Annotated in this window: 16 protein-coding genes and 3 pseudogenes; 12 read left to right on the plus strand and 7 right to left on the minus strand. The window is 40.7% G+C overall.

Going from position 1 to position 18,856, the window contains the following annotated elements:
- Positions 1 to 29 precede the first annotated feature (29 nt).
- Positions 30 to 1,289: a lipid IV(A) 3-deoxy-D-manno-octulosonic acid transferase gene (gene waaA, locus P4S60_RS02470; protein WP_337114896.1), complete on the minus strand. Its 1,260-nt coding sequence runs from the start codon at positions 1,287 to 1,289 to the stop codon at positions 30 to 32.
- A gap of 188 nt (positions 1,290 to 1,477) precedes the next feature.
- Here waaA and P4S60_RS02475 point away from each other — a divergent pair, with 188 nt between their 5' ends.
- Together P4S60_RS02475 and hldE are read left to right on the plus strand one after the other, a co-directional pair.
- Positions 1,478 to 2,068, plus strand: a complete 591-nt coding sequence (locus P4S60_RS02475; RefSeq protein ID WP_063703058.1) for a D-sedoheptulose-7-phosphate isomerase — start codon at positions 1,478 to 1,480, stop codon at positions 2,066 to 2,068.
- On the plus strand, positions 2,068 to 3,507 hold the full coding sequence (hldE, locus tag P4S60_RS02480; RefSeq protein WP_167658521.1) for a bifunctional D-glycero-beta-D-manno-heptose-7-phosphate kinase/D-glycero-beta-D-manno-heptose 1-phosphate adenylyltransferase HldE: 1,440 nt from the start codon (positions 2,068 to 2,070) through the stop codon (positions 3,505 to 3,507). Before P4S60_RS02475 ends, hldE begins: the two co-directional genes overlap by 1 nt.
- A 33-nt stretch (positions 3,508 to 3,540) precedes the next feature.
- Here hldE and P4S60_RS02485 read toward each other — a convergent pair.
- A pseudogene (locus tag P4S60_RS02485) lies at positions 3,541 to 5,113 on the minus strand (capsule assembly Wzi family protein).
- Between the two features lie 212 nt (positions 5,114 to 5,325).
- Between P4S60_RS02485 and P4S60_RS02490 the strand changes: the two are divergent.
- Positions 5,326 to 6,339, plus strand: coding sequence for a glycosyltransferase family 1 protein (locus P4S60_RS02490; RefSeq protein WP_337114897.1), 1,014 nt, complete (start codon positions 5,326 to 5,328; stop codon positions 6,337 to 6,339).
- Positions 6,336 to 7,426 (plus strand): annotated as a pseudogene (locus P4S60_RS02495) (glycosyltransferase). The gene P4S60_RS02490 and the pseudogene P4S60_RS02495 overlap by 4 nt, the downstream one beginning before the upstream one ends.
- Here the strand turns inward: P4S60_RS02495 and P4S60_RS02500 are convergent.
- Positions 7,427 to 8,145: pseudogene (locus tag P4S60_RS02500) on the minus strand (3-deoxy-D-manno-octulosonic acid kinase).
- A gap of 124 nt (positions 8,146 to 8,269) precedes the next feature.
- Between P4S60_RS02500 and P4S60_RS02505 the strand changes: the two are divergent.
- From P4S60_RS02505 to glpG, 6 genes are all read left to right on the plus strand, one after another.
- The gene (locus P4S60_RS02505) at positions 8,270 to 9,328 is read left to right on the plus strand and encodes a glycosyltransferase family 9 protein (RefSeq protein WP_337114898.1); all 1,059 of its coding nucleotides are present in this window, start codon (positions 8,270 to 8,272) and stop codon (positions 9,326 to 9,328) included.
- The gene (gene gmhB / locus P4S60_RS02510) at positions 9,328 to 9,879 is read left to right on the plus strand and encodes a D-glycero-beta-D-manno-heptose 1,7-bisphosphate 7-phosphatase (protein WP_337114899.1); all 552 of its coding nucleotides are present in this window, start codon (positions 9,328 to 9,330) and stop codon (positions 9,877 to 9,879) included. Before P4S60_RS02505 ends, gmhB begins: the two co-directional genes overlap by 1 nt.
- Before the next feature lie 149 nt (positions 9,880 to 10,028).
- Positions 10,029 to 11,225, plus strand: a complete 1,197-nt coding sequence (locus P4S60_RS02515) for a glycine C-acetyltransferase (protein WP_119852429.1) — start codon at positions 10,029 to 10,031, stop codon at positions 11,223 to 11,225.
- A gap of 55 nt (positions 11,226 to 11,280) precedes the next feature.
- Complete coding sequence (gene tdh, locus P4S60_RS02520) at positions 11,281 to 12,306, plus strand: L-threonine 3-dehydrogenase (protein ID WP_054551064.1); 1,026 nt, start codon at positions 11,281 to 11,283, stop codon at positions 12,304 to 12,306.
- A 54-nt stretch (positions 12,307 to 12,360) separates the two neighbouring features.
- Positions 12,361 to 12,678 (plus strand): thiosulfate sulfurtransferase GlpE, encoded by a 318-nt coding sequence (gene glpE, locus P4S60_RS02525; protein WP_337114900.1) that lies wholly within the window; start codon positions 12,361 to 12,363, stop codon positions 12,676 to 12,678.
- Complete coding sequence (gene glpG / locus P4S60_RS02530; protein WP_337114901.1) at positions 12,675 to 13,490, plus strand: rhomboid family intramembrane serine protease GlpG; 816 nt, start codon at positions 12,675 to 12,677, stop codon at positions 13,488 to 13,490. Before glpE ends, glpG begins: the two co-directional genes overlap by 4 nt.
- 41 nt (positions 13,491 to 13,531) lie before the next feature.
- Here glpG and P4S60_RS02535 read toward each other — a convergent pair whose 3' ends face one another.
- Entirely contained in the window at positions 13,532 to 13,903 is a 372-nt protein-coding gene (locus P4S60_RS02535; protein ID WP_370626054.1) for a flagellar basal body-associated protein FliL, read from the minus strand.
- Between the two features lie 201 nt (positions 13,904 to 14,104).
- Here P4S60_RS02535 and P4S60_RS02540 point away from each other — a divergent pair, with 201 nt between their 5' ends.
- Positions 14,105 to 14,650, plus strand: a complete 546-nt coding sequence (locus P4S60_RS02540) for a chorismate--pyruvate lyase family protein (RefSeq protein WP_337114902.1) — start codon at positions 14,105 to 14,107, stop codon at positions 14,648 to 14,650.
- Positions 14,647 to 15,525: a 4-hydroxybenzoate octaprenyltransferase gene (gene ubiA / locus P4S60_RS02545; RefSeq protein WP_337114903.1), complete on the plus strand. Its 879-nt coding sequence runs from the start codon at positions 14,647 to 14,649 to the stop codon at positions 15,523 to 15,525. Before P4S60_RS02540 ends, ubiA begins: the two co-directional genes overlap by 4 nt.
- On the opposite strand, the gene P4S60_RS02550 is transcribed toward ubiA, so the two are convergent.
- From P4S60_RS02550 to P4S60_RS02560, 3 genes are all read right to left on the minus strand, one after another.
- Positions 15,526 to 16,146, minus strand: a complete 621-nt coding sequence (locus P4S60_RS02550; protein ID WP_063703090.1) for a 2OG-Fe(II) oxygenase — start codon at positions 16,144 to 16,146, stop codon at positions 15,526 to 15,528.
- A gap of 141 nt (positions 16,147 to 16,287) precedes the next feature.
- Positions 16,288 to 17,175: a LysR family transcriptional regulator gene (locus tag P4S60_RS02555; protein WP_063703094.1), complete on the minus strand. Its 888-nt coding sequence runs from the start codon at positions 17,173 to 17,175 to the stop codon at positions 16,288 to 16,290.
- Positions 17,176 to 17,297: 122 nt separating this feature from the next.
- Positions 17,298 to 18,824 (minus strand): response regulator, encoded by a 1,527-nt coding sequence (locus P4S60_RS02560; protein WP_063703096.1) that lies wholly within the window; start codon positions 18,822 to 18,824, stop codon positions 17,298 to 17,300.
- Positions 18,825 to 18,856: the final 32 nt, after the last annotated feature.

Here is an 18,856-nt window from a genome sequence, read left to right on the forward strand (position 1 = left end):
ATTTCTCTATTCTATTTTACTTTTCTATCTTACTTTTCTAAGTAATGCTCAATTAAATTAACCGTTTTACTGATGGCGCCTTGATTGTTAGCAACGCATTTCTGAGCTTGCTGACCGAGCTTAATCGTCTTTTGTAGATCAGTACTCAAAGCGATAAGTGTGTCAGCAAGGTGATTTTCATCGGTAACGGTTTTAGCTCCTTGAGCACTAATCAGCTCAGGATAAATATGGTCAAAGTTATAGGTATGAGGACCTGCTAATACGCCAACAGAAAACGCTGCTGACTCTAACGGATTGTGGCCGCCTCGCTCGATTAAACTACCACCAACATAGCTGATGTTTGCCACACCATATAAGCATTGTAACTCACCTAACGTGTCAGCTAACACAATCTGTTGGTTGTTATAGTTATCTTCACTGCGACGACTAAAGCTCAAATTTGAGTTTTTTAATATCTCCGCGACTTTATCAAATTGCTCTGGGTGACGTGGAGCAATAATCAAAAGTGCGTTGGGTAACGCTTTTAATAGCTTCTCATGAGCAGTTAAAATAAGCTCATGTTCAACAGGGTGAGTGGAGCCTGCAACCCAGATAAAGCGCTCGTTGTTATACTGTTTTTTTAGTGCTGCAACTTTATTTAATTGCTCTTCTGTAGGCGTGATATCAAATTTAATTGAGCCAAATACGCGTGCCTTTTCAGGCTTTAAACCAAGTTCAATAAAACGTTTGGCATCATTTTGATTATGACTAGCAAGATCGCTAATTGATTGCATTATCACCTTAGTTAAAGGCATTACCTTTTGGTAGCCTTGCTGTGATTTAGCTGAAAGTCGGGCATTTAAAACAAGTACTTTTGTGCCGGTGTTGTTGCTTTGCGCCATAAGGTTTGGCCAAAGCTCAGTTTCTAAAATACATAGTACCTTTGGCTGGATACGTTTTAAAAATCGATTCGTAGCGAAGAAAAAATCAATCGGTAAATAACAGCAGCTAACCGCATCTTTAAAGTTATTTTTTATTTGCTCGCGACCTGTTGGGGTATTACAGGTTACTAAAATAGTAAGTGTTGGATTTTCAGATTGAACGGCCTTAATAAGCGGCGTTGCTGCTAACACTTCCCCTACAGAGGCACAATGGAAAATAACATCGTGATGCGACAAATTCGAAAAGCCAAAGCGCTCAGCAAAATGCTCACGGTAACCTTTATTCTTTTTGCCACGTAAAACATACAGGTAAAAAACAACCAGTGGGCTTAGTAGGTATAAAAGTAAAGAGTATAAAATGCGCGCCATAATTTTTAATATATAGAGTTTTAGGGTAGTTTAACGCTAATCGAGCTGTTGCCAATAGTTAGTCTACATATAACTGTAATTATCCAGTCGATATTCATAAAAGTACGATAAACTGAACACAAAGAAATAAATCTGTGGAATAATAACATTATTACTCCTGCCAAAGTTTGTTCCAAAGAGGGATATTCATGCCTGAATTAGATTCTGTAGCAGCAAGCTACTTAGAAAGTTTGAACCGCCATCAAATGTTATTTGAAACGATGGATACTTATCACCCAGAAGTGATGCAATTACTTGAAGCATGTCACAGCGCTTTGCAAGCAGGTGGTAAGGTAATTTGGTTTGGTAATGGCGGTAGTGCGGCTGATGCACAGCATTTAGCTGCTGAGTTTGTCGTGCGTTACAAATTGGAGCGCGGTCCACTAGCTTCAATCGCATTGACAACAGATACCTCAATTTTAACAGCTCACAGTAACGACTATCATTTTGATACTGTATTTGAGCGCCAAGTGCAGGCGTTATGTAAACCTGAAGATTTAGTGATTGGCTTAACCACCTCTGGTACTAGCCCTAACATCAACCTAGCACTGGCAGCTGCAAATGAAATTGGTGCCTTTACAGTGGCATTAACAGGCCGAGATGGCGGTAAAGTAAAAGATATCGCTAAGCTACCTATTATCATTAAAAATGATGAAACAGCGCGTATCCAAGAAGCGCATATGTTCATCGGACATTGGTTATGCGAAGCCATCGATATGGTTGTAGCGGAGCAAAAGTAATGGATTTAGCGTTACTAAAAAACCTTTCAAAGGCACGTATTTTGGTCGTTGGTGATGTCATGCTAGATAGATATTGGCATGGCGATTCAGGACGTATTTCGCCTGAAGCCCCAGTACCTGTTGTTAAAGTCAGTAAATTTGAAGACAAAGCTGGTGGTGCAGCAAACGTAGCAAAAAATATTGCTCGTTTAGATGGTAGAGTGGGCCTACTAGGATTAGTTGGTGAAGATGAAAGTGGGCAAATCCTCGAAACAATTTTAAGTTCAGAGAAAATTGATTCGCAATTAGTGAGTGTTTGCGATTTACCGACTATTTCTAAAATGCGAGTAATCAGCCGTCATCAGCAAGTTGTTCGATTAGACCTTGAAGAGAGCTTTACTGAGCAACACAGCCAATTGTTATTAAACCGTTTAGAGCTGGTTTTAGATGACTACGATTTTGTGTTGTTTTCTGATTACAACAAAGGCTCTTTGAGCTTAATTCAACAAATGATTCAGGTTGCAAAGAAAGCGGGTAAAACGGTACTTATCGACCCTAAATCATCTGATTTAAGCTTATATCGTGGTGCTGATTACATAACCCCTAACTTAAACGAGTTTAAGCTTGCTGGTGGTTTGACGGACTCTGAGCAAAACTTGACTGACAGCGCACGTAAGCTAATTACTGAAGCGGGCATCGCTGCTATGTTGTTAACTCGCTCAGAGCAGGGTATGTCGTTAATCAGCCAAGCAGAAAAACATGATTTTGCGGCCCAGCAGCTTGAAGTCAGCGATGTTACTGGCGCCGGCGATACCGTAATCGCGACGCTTGCCGTGATGCTTGGTGCGGGTATGGCAGCAAAAGATGCGGTTGAAATTGCCAACCTTGCTGCCGGAATTGCGGTGGGTAAACTGGGTGCCGCAACCGTATCGCCAGAAGAGCTAAGCCGTAAGCTTGGTCAATATTTACAGCAAACTGGCGAGCATTACCAAACGCCGTTTGAAGATGTGCTTCAGCATATTGAGTTTGCTAAGCAAAATGGTGAAAAAATAGTATTCACTAATGGCTGTTTTGACATTCTTCACGCAGGCCATGTGCGCTACCTAGCACAGGCTAAAGCACGAGGTGACAGACTTGTTGTTGGCTTAAATAATGATGAATCAATCACTCGCTTAAAAGGTCCAGAAAGACCGATTAATCCATTGGATGAACGTGCCATGGTATTAAGTGCACTGGCGTCAGTTGACTGGGTTATTCCATTTGGCAGCATTGAAGAAAATGACACGCCAGCTAAGCTTATTGAGCAAATTAGCCCTGATGTACTAGTAAAAGGCGGCGATTACACTGTCGATCAAATTGCCGGTGCCGATCATGTTTTACGCCATGGCGGAAAAGTCGAAGTACTTGAGTTTCTTAATGGTTGCTCAACATCAAATGTAATTAGCAAAATTAAAAGTTAATAAAAAAGCCAACATTTGTTGGCTTTTTTGATTCTAAAAGTTCATTTCATATTTCATAAATGCGGAGGTTTCAGTGTCTGATTCCCCCAATGATTTATTTTTAGCAGCCAGAGCACCGAAAGAGATTCTTCCTTGTAATGCTAACATTCTGTAGCGCAGCTCTAATTGTGTGCTATCAATGGCATTTTTAGTGATTGTATGTCCTAAATCTGGGTTGCTAGGGTAAAGATCTACATTGTCGTTGTTGTAATCAACCTGACGCAGTTTAACTTGCCAATCGTTACCATTTCTATGTTGCCCAAGCACTGTGAGTACCAGAGATTCTGTGTCGTTATCAAATGTAGAGCCAATCGTTCTCCCTTGATAGCGATAACCAGAATTGTATTTACCATGCTCGTAATAGCAGTTATAGGAGATCACAGCGCCAGGTACAGATTCATCACCAGAGCATGAAACCACAGTATCAATGTATTCAATGTTTACTTTGATATTTTGATCTGAAAATGGAATTGTTGTCTCTACACCTGCTAAATACGCTCTGTCTGCGGGTTTAAAGTAGCTACTAGCGTCTTCGCCAATCGTACTTACATAAATAGCGTACGGGTATGAATAGAGAGTATCTGACCAGCGTAAATCAATACCTGCCAGTTGGTTGCCTAATTTTGACTTTTCAGCTTCAGTACAGTCTTGCGAACCATCAGGACAAGTACTTTTACCTGTAACCATATCAAAAAATTCAGAGATAGATTGGGGCTCACCATCCCCCCCATTGTGCAGACCAGCTCAGAGCTACCTCAAGTTGTTGAATTGGGCGAAAGTTCACTCGGCTACTCCAAAGTAGCGCGTCGGGGACAGCTCGGGAAGATTCAAGTTTAGCCATTTGAGTTGTTAAGTTCCAAGGGCCAATCCAACTCAACCAAGCTGATTCAAAAGCGGTGGCTTTTTCACGACTAATGCTGAAAGCTTGTAAAGGTTTACTATTCGCTGTGAGAATTAAACTGTTGTCAACCCCAGGTCCCCAGAATTGTTCAACTGCACCTGCACGAAAGACCCAATTGCCAATTTTATAGGCAAGGTAACTATGGTCAAAAGTAATATCATCACAATCAGTAAGCGCTTGATGATCTTCAGCTATGTCTGATTGATCCATGCCCTCTAAGTAGCATTTTCGACCATCAGAACGATAATTAACTGCTAGTTTACCAGCTAAACTTTCACCTAAATAACTATAAGCGACGGTCGCTTCTGATTTTTGTGTGTTGGTGGCGCCAAAACTCGTGGCTGGTAATGTATCTGTTGATAGAAAAACTTCGGTATGGAAATTGTGCTGTTCGGTATTTTCGGCTTTATATCTGTGCTTTACACGAAGTAAAGCATCTTGAAGAAAACTAGGTAATTGCTCTAGTGTGGTGTCATTTAGTTCATCAATAAAGCTATTCCACATTAGTGGATATGTAGTTACAGGGGCTTTAATTACTCCTGTATCCGCTAATAATTGAATGTCGGCTCTTAAGCCATAATCGTCTGGTTTAACCCAAGGTTCAGCAGCTAGAGGTAGACTAAATGCGCTAGCAAGAGCGAGTAATAAAAGTGTTTTTTTAGGCAATGCTTAATTCTCGGTTTGTTTTTTGGGACTAGAAGTCTATCAACCCTACATGATGATTGCAGTAAATAATTCACAACGAGCAATTCGTCTAGGTATCGTAAAAGGAACTCAATTTGATGTATAATCTGGCAAATTTTATAATTTAAAGTGTAATGGAAAAAAAACGCCTTTTATTTATCCCCGTGTCATCATCTGAAGGAATAGGTGAATACATGCGTTCGTTATCATTTGCTCATTATTTAGATGAGTGTTTTCCCGATCGTTTAGACATCCACTTTTTATTAAATAAACATACAAATTACGCCCTTGATTGTCCATTTGATACAACACTCATAGAGCAATCAGCGACAAAGGAAACACGTAAAGTTAATCAATTAATTGAAGTATTTAAGCCTAACTTGGTGGTTTTTGATTGTGCAGGTAGAGCCGCCCAAATGAAAACAGCAAAGCGTGCTGGGGCTAAAGTGGTGTTTATTTCACAGCATAATAAAAAAAGAGCGAAAGGCTTAAAGCTAAATCGTTTAAATTTAATAGATAGACATTGGGTTGCCCAACCCGATTATTGTATTGAAAAAATAAGCTTCAGTGAGCGACTAAAGCTCAAGCTTTTTCCTTTGTCACCTCCGGTAAATGTGGGTCCTTTTTTCTCTCAATCATCAAGTACCGAAACGTACCAATTGTTAGCTCAGTTAAATCTTACGAATGAAGCTTACTTTTTAGTCAATGCTGGGTCAGGTGGGCACGGTGAAAAGAACCAGTTATTTGCTGATGTTTTTTATCAAGCAGCCAAGAAAATAGCGACAGAAACAGGGCTTAAAGGTGTTGTTGTTTTTGGTTCAAACTACCCAAATAATCTACCCGAAGATGATAACCTGATCATTTTAAAAAGTTTACATGCAAGTGAATTTGTTGGTGTATTAGCAAATGCTAAATTTGCAGTGTTATCAGCAGGGGACAGTTTATTACAAGCTATTTCACTTAAAGTCCCGACGGTTGCTGCAGCAATTTCAAAAGACCAACCGAAACGTTTGCAAAACTGTGTAGACAGTAACTTAACCTTAGCTGCAGATCCAACGTTAGCCAGTTTGAGTGATGCTGTTAAGCAATTATTGGTACCAGCAACGTATCAAGCAACTAAAAACGTTTTGGCGAAAATAAAACCGCATAATGCCAAAAAAGAAATGCTGCAAGGGGTGTCTGAGTTATTGTTTGGGATTTCTAAATGAAGGTTGCCATAGTTATTGATTCTTTGGTTGGTGGTGGGGCTGAGAAAGTTATGCTGACGCTGGCTGGCGAGCTTTTGGCTCAACAACATGAAGTTGTCATGCTTAGTTTAGCGAACTCGATTGAATATACCTTACCATCACAGCTAAATGTTGAGTGTTTGTTTGACCATAAAGCAAAAAAAGTTGATAGGTTCTGGCAACTAAAAAAAGCGTAAAACGTATCGAAAATTGGTTTGCACAATACCAATCTAAAAACGGGGAATTTGATCTCGTTTTATCAAATTTAGATCGTAGTAATAATTTGCTAATTTGCAGTACTATTAAACATGTTTTCTATGTCATTCATAACTCAATTACGGCTGAGTTAGATAGACAAAAGAAACTTGGACCATTTGCTTATCAATATTTACTGAAAAGTAAAAAGCGCTTGTCAGGACAAAATTTAATTTGTGTTTCTGAAGGTATTGAAAGTGAAATTAAGCAGCAAAAGTTGATTACTCCCCAAAGTATCACAACAATTTTTAACCCGTTTAATATTCAAAGCATAGTCAAAAAAGCGAGTGAAACTGAGTTAGGATTACCACGTGAGCCCTATATTATTCACGTTGGTCGTTTAGCAAAACAAAAAAGACATGATGTTTTATTTTCAGCATTTGCAAATTTAAATACATCCCATAAGCTTGTTTTATTATGTAATAAAGTTAATAAAGCCGCCAAACTTGGTCGCCAACATGGTATTGAAGATAGGCTTATTTTGCCTGGCTTTCAGCAAAACCCATATGCTTGGATTAAAGGTGCTGATGCTTTGGTACTGAGTTCCGATTATGAAGGATTACCTACTGTTCTCATTGAGGCGCTCATACTGGGTACGCCAGTTGTAAGCACCGATTGTACTCATGGACCAAAAGAAATCTTAACGGGTAATTTAGCCAAGTATTTAGTTCCTACAAATAACCCTGAGGCTTTAACTCAAGCTATTGAAACTGTGTTAAACGATAAGCCAGAGGTTGTTGATGCAGAAATACTATCAAAAATATCAGCAACACAAGTTGCTGAAAGTTATTTAGCATTGGCCCAAAATCGATAATTAGTTCAGCAATTCTTGGTAGTCACACACCAGTGACTGCCAATCACTTTGCTGCCAATGCATCACTTCATTACGGCCTTGCTCTTTCGCAAATGAACGGGCAAGGCGTTTGATATTCTCTGTTTGCCAGCTAGCATGTGGCTGTTTGATTTCACCGCGGTCAAAGTCGATGATAAACACCTTACCTGTATCATCAAACAAGATGTTATTGATGTTTAAATCTGCGTGATAGACGCCATGATTGTGAAACTCGCTGAGGGTGACTGCTATCGCTTTGAGTTCAGATTGGTTAAGTGGACGCGTGATTAAAATATCTAACACGCTTTTTGCGCCTGTCACTGCCTCGGTAATGATATCGCCGCGATAGATTAAGCCGCGGGTGGTCACTTTTGCCGCAATGGGTGTCGGTACGTTTAGGCCAAGCTCAAGTAAGCGCATCATCAGTGTAAACTCTTTATAGACACGAGTTTGCTTTAAACCAACATATAGGTACTGATCGCTCAGTAACTTACCTACTAACCCACCGCGCCAATAGTGACGCAGAACGCCTGTAAGCTGTTGATGTTTAAAAAACCATGCTGTTGCGCGACCTTTTTTGCGCCAACTATTTTATCTTGTTGTTGCCAATAATTGGCATCGAACCACTGTTGCGTGAGCTCATCTTTATAAGCTGGGTGACACAAAAGGGTGGTGTTTTGTAGATGCTGAGTTTCAAACATAACAACTTCAAGATTAAATAAAATTAGCGCTATCTTACCGTATTTTTAGCTTTTCGCATAAGTGCTTGCATTAGCATCAAGTTAATTTAAGATCGCATATTATTTGCTGTAGCTAAGGGCGCACGTGACTCAATCAACCTCCTATTCAGATATTTGTATTTTAAGGCTTTCGGCTATTGGTGATGTATGTCATGCCGTATCAGCAGTGCAAGCAATTCAAAAGGCACATCCGAAGGCAAAAATTACTTGGGTGATTGGTAAAGTTGAGGCCATGTTACTGGCCGATTTACCAGGTGTTGAGTTTGTTGTATTCGATAAAAAACAAGGCAAACAGGCTTATCAGCAACTAAAAGACACTTTTAAAGGGCGTAAATTTGATGTGCTCTTACATATGCAAGTCGCACTCAGAGCGAATCTAGCAGCCCGCTGTATTCCTGCAAAGGTCAAAGTGGGGTTTGATTGGCCTCGCTCAAAAGAGTTACATAGCTTGTTTATTAATAAGCGTATTGCCCCGCAATCTGAAGCGCATGTATTAGAAGGCTTTAAAGGCTTTGCTCAAACAATTGGGTCACCTGATTACAAACCTCAGTGGCAAATGCCAATTACCGAGCAGCACCAACAAGCAGCCGATGCGCTATTAGGTGAAGAACGTTTAGCCGGGCGTATTTTTGCTATCTCGCCTGCGGCAAGTAAAAAAGAGCGTAATTGGTTACCCGAGCGTTATGCTGCACTTGCTGAACATGCTCATCAACAAGGCTTTTCGGTAGTTATTACTGGCGGTCCAACCCCTTTAGAAATTGAACTTGCCGAGCAAATTATCGCGCATAGTTCGGCACCTGTGCTTAACTTAGTAGGGAAAACTCAACTAAAAGAACTGTTATGTGTTTTGAAGCGTGCGGCGTTAGTGTTAGCTCCAGATACTGGGCCTGCGCATATGGCTGTAACGGTTGGAACACCTGTTATTGGTTTGTATGCCCATTCAAATCCAAAACGCACAGGGCCTTATCTGTATCAAGAGTATGTTGTTGAGGTGTATCACCAAAATTTACGTGAACAAACAGGCAAAACGGCGCAAGAGCTGCCATGGGGAACACGTGTTAAAGGGGCTGATTTAATGGCGCAAATCAGTGTTGAAAAGGTGATTTCGATGTTTGACCACGTGGTAAATAAAGAGCAATTGTAATGAGCAAAGTTTTATTTTTAGACCGTGATGGTGTGGTCAATATTGATCATGGCTATGTATACAAACCAGAAGAGTTTGAATTTGTACCCGGTGTATTTGAGGCGTGCAAAGCCTTCACTGATGCTGGTTATAAAATTGTGGTGGTAACTAACCAGTCAGGTATTGGCCGTGGTTATTATTCAGAACAAGATTTTTCTAACCTTACGGAGTGGATGAAGGGCGAGTTTTTACGTAACGGCGTTACTATTCTTGATGTCTATTTTTGTCCGCACCATCCAAGCAAAGCTGAGCCTGCCTATTTGCAAGAGTGTAATTGTCGCAAGCCTGCCCCGGGTATGCTTTTACAAGCCATTGATGAGCATCAAATCAACCCATCACACAGCATTATGGTTGGCGATAAGCTGGGTGACCTCATTGCCGCTGAAAGAGCTAATATCGCTACCCGTGTTTTAGTCCGCTCAGGGCAAAGTTATGCCGAGTCAACAGAACAACATGCTGATGTAGTCTGTGAGTCTTTAGCTGAGTTACCTGCTTTAATTTTACAGTCTTAGCAGGTAAGACCAGTTTTATTTCGCAACCCTTACGGTCTGCGACGAACTGCAAACAGTGCAATTGTTCGTCTAAGCTTTTACAATAGGCGCAAAATTTAAAGTCACGCTAATCATTTCTGGTTAGATACAAGAATATGTGGAGATTACAGATGAGAGCATCTGCGTTTTTTAATCAGTTGCAGCAGCAAATTGATGAAGTGAAAGCTGAAGGCTTATACAAAAGCGAGCGTATTATCACGTCACAGCAACAGGCTCAAATTGAAGTTGCCTCTGGTGATAAGGTTATTAACTTTTGCGCTAATAACTACCTTGGCTTAGCAAATAGCCCAGAGTTAATTAAAGCAGCTCAACAAGGCCTTGACGATCACGGTTTTGGTGTTGCTTCTGTACGCTTTATTTGTGGTACTCAAGATATTCATAAAACTTTAGAACAAAAGATCTCTGAGTTTTTAGAAACAGAAGACACTATTCTTTACTCATCATGTTTTGATGCAAACGCAGGTTTATTCGAAACAATCTTAGGCCCAGATGATGCAATCATCTCTGACGCGCTAAACCACGCTTCAATCATTGATGGTGTGCGTCTTTGTAAAGCAAAGCGTTTCCGCTATGCAAATAACGACATGAGCGACCTTGAAAAGCAACTTATTGCTGCTGATGAAGCGGGTGCTAAAACTAAGCTAATCGCCACTGACGGTGTTTTCTCAATGGACGGCGTAATTTGTAATCTTGAAGCGGTTTGTGATCTTGCCGATAAATATGATGCATTAGTGATGGTTGATGACTCTCACGCTGTTGGTTTTGTTGGTGAAAATGGTAAAGGTACGCCGGAGTACTGCGGTGTACTAGACCGTGTTGATATCATCACAGGTACGCTTGGTAAGGCTCTTGGTGGCGCATCAGGCGGTTATACATCAGGTAAAAAAGAAATTGTAGAGTGGTTACGCCAACGCTCTCGTCCTTACCTTTTCTCAAACTCACTTGCACCATCAATTGTTACTGCATCAATTAAAGTACTTGAGATGCTAAGCAATGGCGGCGAGTTACGCGCTAAACTTTGGGATAACGCAAAGTATTTCCGTGAACAAATGGAAGCAGCAGGATTTACCTGTGCAGGTAAAGACCACGCTATTATCCCTGTCATGTTAGGCGATGCTAAAGTTGCCTCAGCCATGGCTGACAAATTACTTGCTGAAGGTATTTACGTAACAGGTTTCTCATTCCCTGTAGTACCTAAAGGCCAAGCACGTATCCGTACGCAAATTTCTGCGGCGCATACAAAAGAGCAATTAGATACCGCTATTGCTGCCTTTACCCGTATTGGTAAAGAAATGGGTGTTATCTAATTTTATTCCCTAAACCGACGCTTTTGCTTCGGTTTTGTTTAATTGAGTGTAAATCATGAAAGCATTATCTAAATTAAAAGCAGAACCAGGGATCTGGATGACTGATGCGCCAAAGCCTGAAGTTGGCCATAACGATCTGCTTATTAAAATCCGCAAAACAGCAATTTGTGGTACAGATGTCCATATTTATAAATGGGATGAGTGGGCACAAAATACAATTCCTACGCCAATGGTTGTTGGCCACGAATATGTAGGTGAAGTTGTTGATATGGGTCAGGAAGTACGTGGTTTCCAAGTGGGTGACCGTGTTTCTGGCGAAGGCCATATTACCTGTGGTCACTGTCGTAACTGTCGCGCTGGTCGTGTGCATTTATGTCGTAATACAACAGGTGTTGGTGTAAACCGTGAAGGTGCATTTGCTGAATACCTTGTGATCCCAGCTTTCAACGCATTTAAAATTCCAGATAACATTCCTGATGAACTAGCATCAATCTTTGACCCATTCGGTAATGCAGTACACACAGCATTGTCGTTTGACTTAGTCGGTGAAGATGTATTAATCACTGGTGCTGGCCCAATTGGTATTATGGCAGCCGCTGTTGCCAAACACGTGGGTGCACGTCATGTGGTTATCACAGACGTGAACGAATACCGCCTAGATTTAGCGCGTAAAATGGGGGCGACTCGTGCTGTAAACGTAGCAACTGAAAAGCTTGAAGATGTTATGAAAGAGCTTGGCATGACCGAAGGCTTTGATATCGGTCTTGAAATGTCAGGTGTGCCGGTTGCATTCAACAGCATGCTAAACAACATGAATCACGGTGGTAAAATTGCCATGTTAGGTATTCCACCTTCAGATATGGCGGTTGATTGGAACCAAGTTATTTTCAAAGGTTTAATCATTAAAGGTATTTACGGCCGTGAAATGTTTGAAACCTGGTACAAGATGGCGAGTCTAATTCAATCAGGCCTTGATCTGAAACCAATTATCACTCACCAGTTCTCTGTGGATGACTTCCAAGCAGGCTTTGATACAATGATTTCAGGCCAATCAGGTAAAGTAATCCTCAACTGGGATTAACACCGAGTAATTTGATAAGGCGGCTTTGGCCGCCTTTTTAGTTTAGAGAGTATTATGTCGTATAAACATATTTCAGTGAGTGAAACATTTGCGCTGTTAGACAAAGAAGAGGTTGTGATTGCCGATATTCGCGATCCTAACTCATTTCAAACTGGGCATATCCCAGGCGCTGAGCATTTATCAAATGCCAACATCAGCGAATTTATGATGCATAAAGAGTTTGATCAGCCAATCATCATCGTTTGTTATCATGGTGTGAGCTCTCAAGGTGCTGCTAGCTATTTAGTTGAGCAGGGTTTTGAAGACGTGTACAGCATGGATGGTGGCTTTAGTGCTTGGCAGACGCAACTTCCGGAGCATATTGAACGATGATTGAGTTGGGTAGCATAAATAATCCTCGCGCCGCACAAGGCTTTATAGATTTCATCAAAAGTAAGGGCTTACATGGTGAGTTACGCTCTCAAGATGGGCAAACTGTGATTATTTGTGTTGCACCAGAGCACTTTCATCAAGCTCAACCACTTTGGCAGGAGTTTGCTGCTAACCCTCATGACGAAAAATACCAACAAGCTTCATGGCAGGTAGGCAGTACACAATCGCCTTTGTCATATCAGGGCCAGTCCCTTAATTTAAAAGCTCGTTTTAAAGCATTAAGCTGGCTAAACCGTACGGTTACTTTAGTCTCGATAGCTATATTTGTTGCTTTCTTGCTAGGTGGTTTTGAAACTATTTACAGTATGTTGCAGTTTGATCCAGCACAGCCACTAACTTGGTTTACACCTGCCATTGTGCACTTTAGCGCTATTCATCTTATTTTTAATCTGATCTGGTGGATGACGCTGGGTAACGATATAGAAAAACGCGACGGTAAATTAACCTTAGTGGGTTTATTTTTAGTGACGGCATTTATTAGCAATTGGGCGCAGTTTTTACTTGTAGGGCCTAACTTTGGTGGCTTAAGCGGCGTTGTGTATGGCTTACTTGGTTTTTGTTGGATCTTCAGTGCAATGAGACCTTCAGAGCCGCCATTGGTGAGTAATAGCATCGTTGGTTTTATGCTGGTTTGGCTTATTCTGGGCTTTGTAGATATGTTGCCTGTGAGTATGGCAAACTGGGCGCATTTAGCGGGGTTATTGGCTGGTATGGCTTATGCTGTGTCAGACAAGCTGCTTTCACGCAAATAATCGCGTAAATAAAAATGGCGGCTTATGCCGCCATTTTACTTTTAATGATATAAATACTTAGTAAATAACACTTCTCTGACAATCTCTTGTCCTGTTTCTTGTTTTAGTAGCGCTTTTAGCTTTTCGGTGCAGCGCTTTCTGATTTCTTCGCGGCCGGTCAGCGATTTAATGTTTTCTTCAGGCTCTTTTGAGAGTATTTCAACGATCGCATCACGCAATAGCGGAGTGTGGTGTTCTACCACTGCAATATCAGCCATATCATTGAGCATGAGATCTACCGTAATACGAACATAGCCAAGCTTTTTATTACCTTGACCTATATAGTTAGTGATGATGTCAGGCTCAAAACCAAAGTAGCCAACATTTGATTCAGCGCGTACAGACCAACTTGTTGTAGCGCCAACAAGCAGCATGCTTATCAAGTAAATTGATAACAATGATTTTTTCATAGTTAAGAATATTCCACCCTTTCAATGATTTTTAGTCTATACCCAAATTCACTTAAGATACAGGCTGTTCTGCGTTTTTTAACCCAGCTTGAGATTAAATCATGACTTTTGCCAAACGTGCAGCAGTGATATCATTTGCACGGTTTTTAAAAATAATGAGTCGTTGTGATCACATTCCCAGTTTCATTAGCTGCAAATTGGCAGCCTGCTTCAGCATTTCTTGATTTAACGCAGCAACAACAAGGTTGGCTGCTTGAAGCCGGGTCATTAACGGCCAAGCTTAAAAGTCACTGTCAGGCTTTTTCAGTTGAAGTTTTAAACGAAGCCCCTTTTGACTTAACCGAAGAACAACAAGCATTATTAAATACATCGCTAAGTCAGGCTTTAAACCGCGAAGTGTTACTTCTATGTGACGGTAAACCAATAGTTTATGCACAAAGTTGGTTGCCGGCAGATGATACATTAAAAAAGCAGCAGTTACTAAGTATGGGAACAAGGCCGCTGGGTGATGTTATTTTTCAAGACCCAAGCTTATCTCGCACAGAAATCGAGGTTGCTGAGTTTTCGCAGCAGCACGCCATTCAGGCATTAACAGCTGAGCTAGGCTTACCATCTAATTCATTGTGGGGAAGACGCAGTGTCTTTAGCTTATCTAATGCGCATTTTTTAGTAGCAGAAGTTTTCTTACCCGGAGCTTATATATACCTATGAAGCTAGCTGCATTACAGGTCGCACATATTCCTTACTATAAGCAATTAATGCGTACCGATAAGCCAATTGGCACTTTATTGTTATTGTGGCCTACTTACTGGGCACTATGGCTGGCTGAGCTTGGTACCCCTAGCTTATTAAACTTTGTGGTATTTAGTTTGGGTGTCTTTGTGATGCGTAGTGCTGGTTGTGTAATTAATGACTTTGCCGATCGTAAAATAGATGGCTCAGTTAAGCGTACAGCCCAGCGACCGCTAGCTGCAGGGTTAGTTTCAAGTGGTGAAGCTCTAAGCTTATTTGTACTGCTTATTGTGGTGGCGTTTGGTTTAGTGTTAACGCTCGGGTGGTCAACGATATTACTGTCGTTTGGTGCCTTAGCACTGGCGTTTTGTTATCCATTTATGAAGCGTTATACCCAATTACCGCAAGTTGTGCTGGGTGCTGCATTTAGTTGGGCTATTCCAATGGCCTATATGGCATCAATTGGTTCTGTACCATTAGAAGCCTGGCTCCTATTTACTGCGAATCTTGTGTGGACTGTGGCTTATGACACCATGTATGCCATGGTTGATAGAGATGACGATTTGAAAATAGGGGTCAAGTCAACAGCAATCTTGTTTGCAAGCTATGACAGACACATCATCTTTTTACTCAATGCTTTATTTATCGCGATTCTTGCTTACATTGGCATGAGTCATCAACTTGCCTTGCCTTATTGGCTGGGGTTAGTGGCTGCAGTTGGGTTTTTATTTTATCAACAAATGCTTATTCATAAACGAGAGCGAGATCCTTGTTTCAAAGCATTTTTGAATAATCATTATGTGGGGTTAGTGATTTTTATCGGTTTAGCAGCATCCTTGCCGCTGCCATTTTAATTATCTAGGTGGGTCGATAATACCGCTGATCGACGCATTTTTTCTGAACCAGCCCGCAATAGAGTAGCGAACATCATTTGCGGGTAATACTTCATGCATAAAGCGTTCGCTTTCAAACATAACCAGCATGCCGGCTTGAGGTTTTACGACAATCTCAATATCTTTACTTTTCGGCTTGTAAATCACCAACTCACCGCCAGATTCTGGCGTATTTAAGTAACAAACCGTTGTGAAAATGCGATTCGAACGACCTTTAAAGGCATCATAGTGCTTTTTATAAAAGTCACCTTGTTGATACTTTGCATAATGGCATTCATAGTCAAACAACCCTAAATAAAAACTACGGTTTAACTGTGTTTTTATCGCTTCCATGGTCGCAAGATATGTAATTTGTGCTTGGCTTGAACTATCAAACCAGTAGGTTTTATCTTTACGAACGGTTTTATCTATTTGTTGGTCGTTCAAACGGCCAATGCCAGCAGTATGGAAATGTGGGTTAATACGATAACAATCAGCCATTAAATCAGCGATTAAGCTTTCATCAATCGCATTTTCAACAACGGCATAGCCAGCACGTTCGATGGCATCTAAATAAGTGTCGGAAATAAGCTGCGCGGTCATTCATGTGCACAATCAAAAAAAGGTGCGTAAGTGTATATGAAAAATTGTGCAATGCACGCTTTTTATGCAGTAGAGAGTGTGAAAAATAAAGGCGGATTAGCTAGCCTGATTTATTTCAGGCTAGCGGTAATTAAACGGCGCTTAGCCTTGGCTTGCTAATGCTGTTTTTTCAATGAGATCAAGTAAATGACTAACGTGAGAGTTCTCATTGATTTGTTGGTTTGTTTGGATCACAAGCTGCTCGTGTGCGATGCCTTTATTGGTTTTCAATAATAGTAATTCTGGGTCTGAAGAGACAATATTTGTGTGTTCAATACTGGCAATGGCGATGTGATTCGACTTTTTAAGGCCGTCCATTACTTGTTCAATGCTACCTACTTTGATACTTGATGTTTTATCAAAAGATTCGATTGCATCGTTTAGCATAGACTGCACTTGTTTCGACTGTGAAAAACAGCTGTACATTGGGTAGTCTGCAAAGTCGCGTTTGCTAATATCGCTCTTATTTGCAAGCGGGTGGTTTTTAGCCACAAAAATGATCAGTTGATCAGGTAAATGAATGTCACTGCCAATGCTGTTCATCGCTTGAGAACATACACTGATATCAATTTCACCTAATTGTAGTTTACGTACAAGCTCACTTTGCTCTTGTAACTGCATCTCAATTTTAACGTGTGGATACTGCGCTAAAAACTGACCGCAAGATACTGGTACTACCGTGCTTGCTTTATTGGTATAGCCAATAACTAGCTTCTCGTTAGCACAGCCATTCAATGACTCGAATAAACGTTTTTTGGTTTCTTCAAGGTTGTCGAGGGTTTGTTTAGCGTACTCTAGGAAAAGTTCACCTTCTTTGGTTAACTTTACAGAGCGAGTAGAGCGGGTAACGAGTTCATAGCCAATTTCGTCTTCAAGCGTTTGGATGCTGCGAGTTAACGCTGAAGTGCTAATTTGGGTTTTTTCTGCAGCTTGGCGGAAATGCCTCAGCACGCCTAGTGCTACAAATTGTTCAAGTTGTTCAAATCTCACTTTAATAGTCCCTTGTTATAAGTAAGCCCTTTACGTCCAGGCGGTATTATTATACTTCACGGTGGGCATAGTAAATTATTGTACCCTTTTTGGGAAGTGTTTGTTTTACAGAAAAGTTACAATTAATCAGGGTAACGGTCTTTAATCTCTAAGAAAAGTGGTAAATTTTCAAGTAGTAAGTCGACTAGAATTGGATCAAAATGTTTCGCGCGCTGGTCTTTTATTAGTAATAGTGCCTCATCTAATGGCCACGCTTTCTTATAACAACGGTCGCTACAAAGCGCATCAAACACATCAGCAAGGGCGGTAATGCGGCCAACAATATTAATATCGTCACCAATTAAACCTTGTGGATAGCCTGAACCGTCCCACTTTTCATGGTGTTGATAAGAAATTAAAGCGCCGCATGTCAATATCTCGTTACTTGAATTTTTTAATATTTCGTAACCAATTTCGGCATGGGTTTTCATTATTTCCCATTCATCATCAGTCAGTTTGCCCGGTTTATTCAATATGCTGTCGGGAATGCTAATCTTACCAATGTCGTGCAGTGGTGATGCAAGCTTAATGATTTCACATTGAAATGGGTTAAGTTCTGAAAGCTGTGCCAGTAACTCGCTGTATAATGCAACACGCTTAACATGAGAGCCTGTTTCTTTAGAGCGCTTTTCAACCGCTTCACCAAGAATATAAGACAACTCTTTTTGCGACTCTTTCACCATTTCTCTGAGCTTTAAGTTGTCGTAGGCGAGTGCAATATTGTTGGCATAAAACTCTAGTAGCTGATGCTCTGTGGGCTGTAACTTACTGCCTTTGTGAACATAGAGCATGGTTTCAAGACCCGCTTTGGTAGGGAAGTAACCAATATAATCATTACTTGTTTTCAGTGATGATTTTCGCTCGTGGGCATCTATAAATAAGTTTTTTACTTCGTCAGGGATGGTGTTTTGCTTTGGTGTAGGACCCACGCCAGAGGCGGCAAGCAATTGAAAATCTTTTGCTGGTGACGATTGCAGATTAACGGCCGCAGCACAATAAATTTGCGTGTCATTAATTCCCATCACATTAGTGACATGGCTTAAAATTGTTGAAGCAAATTCATGAACACTGTCACATTTTAAAAAGTTAGCAGATGCATTGATGATCTGTTCAAGGCCATGCTTGTGGCGGTCAATAATTTGAATATCGCGGTGTGCTCTTAACGCCGAGTAGAGCAGGGTTTTAATTTTAATCGCGGTTAGCTCAGTTTTATTTTTATAATCATTAATGTCGTAATCGCGGATAATCGCTTCTTCAGGGGCTTCACCTGGCTGACCTGTGCGTAGTATTAAGCGAATATCGTGGTTTTCTATTTCATCGCGAATGTATTGAATGAGTTCAAGACCAGCGTGGTTGGTTTCCATGACTACATCAACGAGAGCGACAGAAAATGGAATGTCTTTTTTTAGAAACTCTTTTGCTTCGGCAGCAGAATAGGCGTCATAAAAGCGCAGACTTTTATTTTCAAAAGTAAACCCAGCTAATACTAGTTTCGTAACTTGGTGAATATCTTCTTCATCATCAACAACAAGAATATGCCAGTATTCAGGTTCTTCAGTTTGTACATTATTTTCTTCTAACTGTTCTTCAGAAAATAAGAAATCATCCACAAAAACACCACTTATTGTTGTATCTCATACAA

Origin of the sequence: Pseudoalteromonas sp. Hal040, from assembly GCF_037162425.1 — a bacterium.
GTDB classification, from domain to species: Bacteria; Pseudomonadota; Gammaproteobacteria; order Enterobacterales; family Alteromonadaceae; genus Pseudoalteromonas; species Pseudoalteromonas gelatinilytica.

What these genes read in the sequence shown, in the direction of transcription:
- P4S60_RS02535 (WP_370626054.1), bottom strand. Translation starts at nt 13,903, where the DNA reads ATGCTGCTTGTTGGCGCTACAACAAGTTGGTCTGTACGCGCTGAATCA.
- P4S60_RS02550 (WP_063703090.1), bottom strand. Translation starts at nt 16,146, where the DNA reads ATGACCGCGCAGCTTATTTCCGACACTTATTTAGATGCCATCGAACGT.
- hldE (WP_167658521.1), top strand. Translation starts at nt 2,068, where the DNA reads ATGGATTTAGCGTTACTAAAAAACCTTTCAAAGGCACGTATTTTGGTC.
- tdh (WP_054551064.1), top strand. Translation starts at nt 11,281, where the DNA reads ATGAAAGCATTATCTAAATTAAAAGCAGAACCAGGGATCTGGATGACT.
- P4S60_RS02515 (WP_119852429.1), top strand. Translation starts at nt 10,029, where the DNA reads ATGAGAGCATCTGCGTTTTTTAATCAGTTGCAGCAGCAAATTGATGAA.
- P4S60_RS02490 (WP_337114897.1), top strand. Translation starts at nt 5,326, where the DNA reads ATGCGTTCGTTATCATTTGCTCATTATTTAGATGAGTGTTTTCCCGAT.
- ubiA (WP_337114903.1), top strand. Translation starts at nt 14,647, where the DNA reads ATGAAGCTAGCTGCATTACAGGTCGCACATATTCCTTACTATAAGCAA.
- glpG (WP_337114901.1), top strand. Translation starts at nt 12,675, where the DNA reads ATGATTGAGTTGGGTAGCATAAATAATCCTCGCGCCGCACAAGGCTTT.
- waaA (WP_337114896.1), bottom strand. Translation starts at nt 1,289, where the DNA reads ATGGCGCGCATTTTATACTCTTTACTTTTATACCTACTAAGCCCACTG.
- gmhB (WP_337114899.1), top strand. Translation starts at nt 9,328, where the DNA reads ATGAGCAAAGTTTTATTTTTAGACCGTGATGGTGTGGTCAATATTGAT.
- glpE (WP_337114900.1), top strand. Translation starts at nt 12,361, where the DNA reads ATGTCGTATAAACATATTTCAGTGAGTGAAACATTTGCGCTGTTAGAC.
- P4S60_RS02475 (WP_063703058.1), top strand. Translation starts at nt 1,478, where the DNA reads ATGCCTGAATTAGATTCTGTAGCAGCAAGCTACTTAGAAAGTTTGAAC.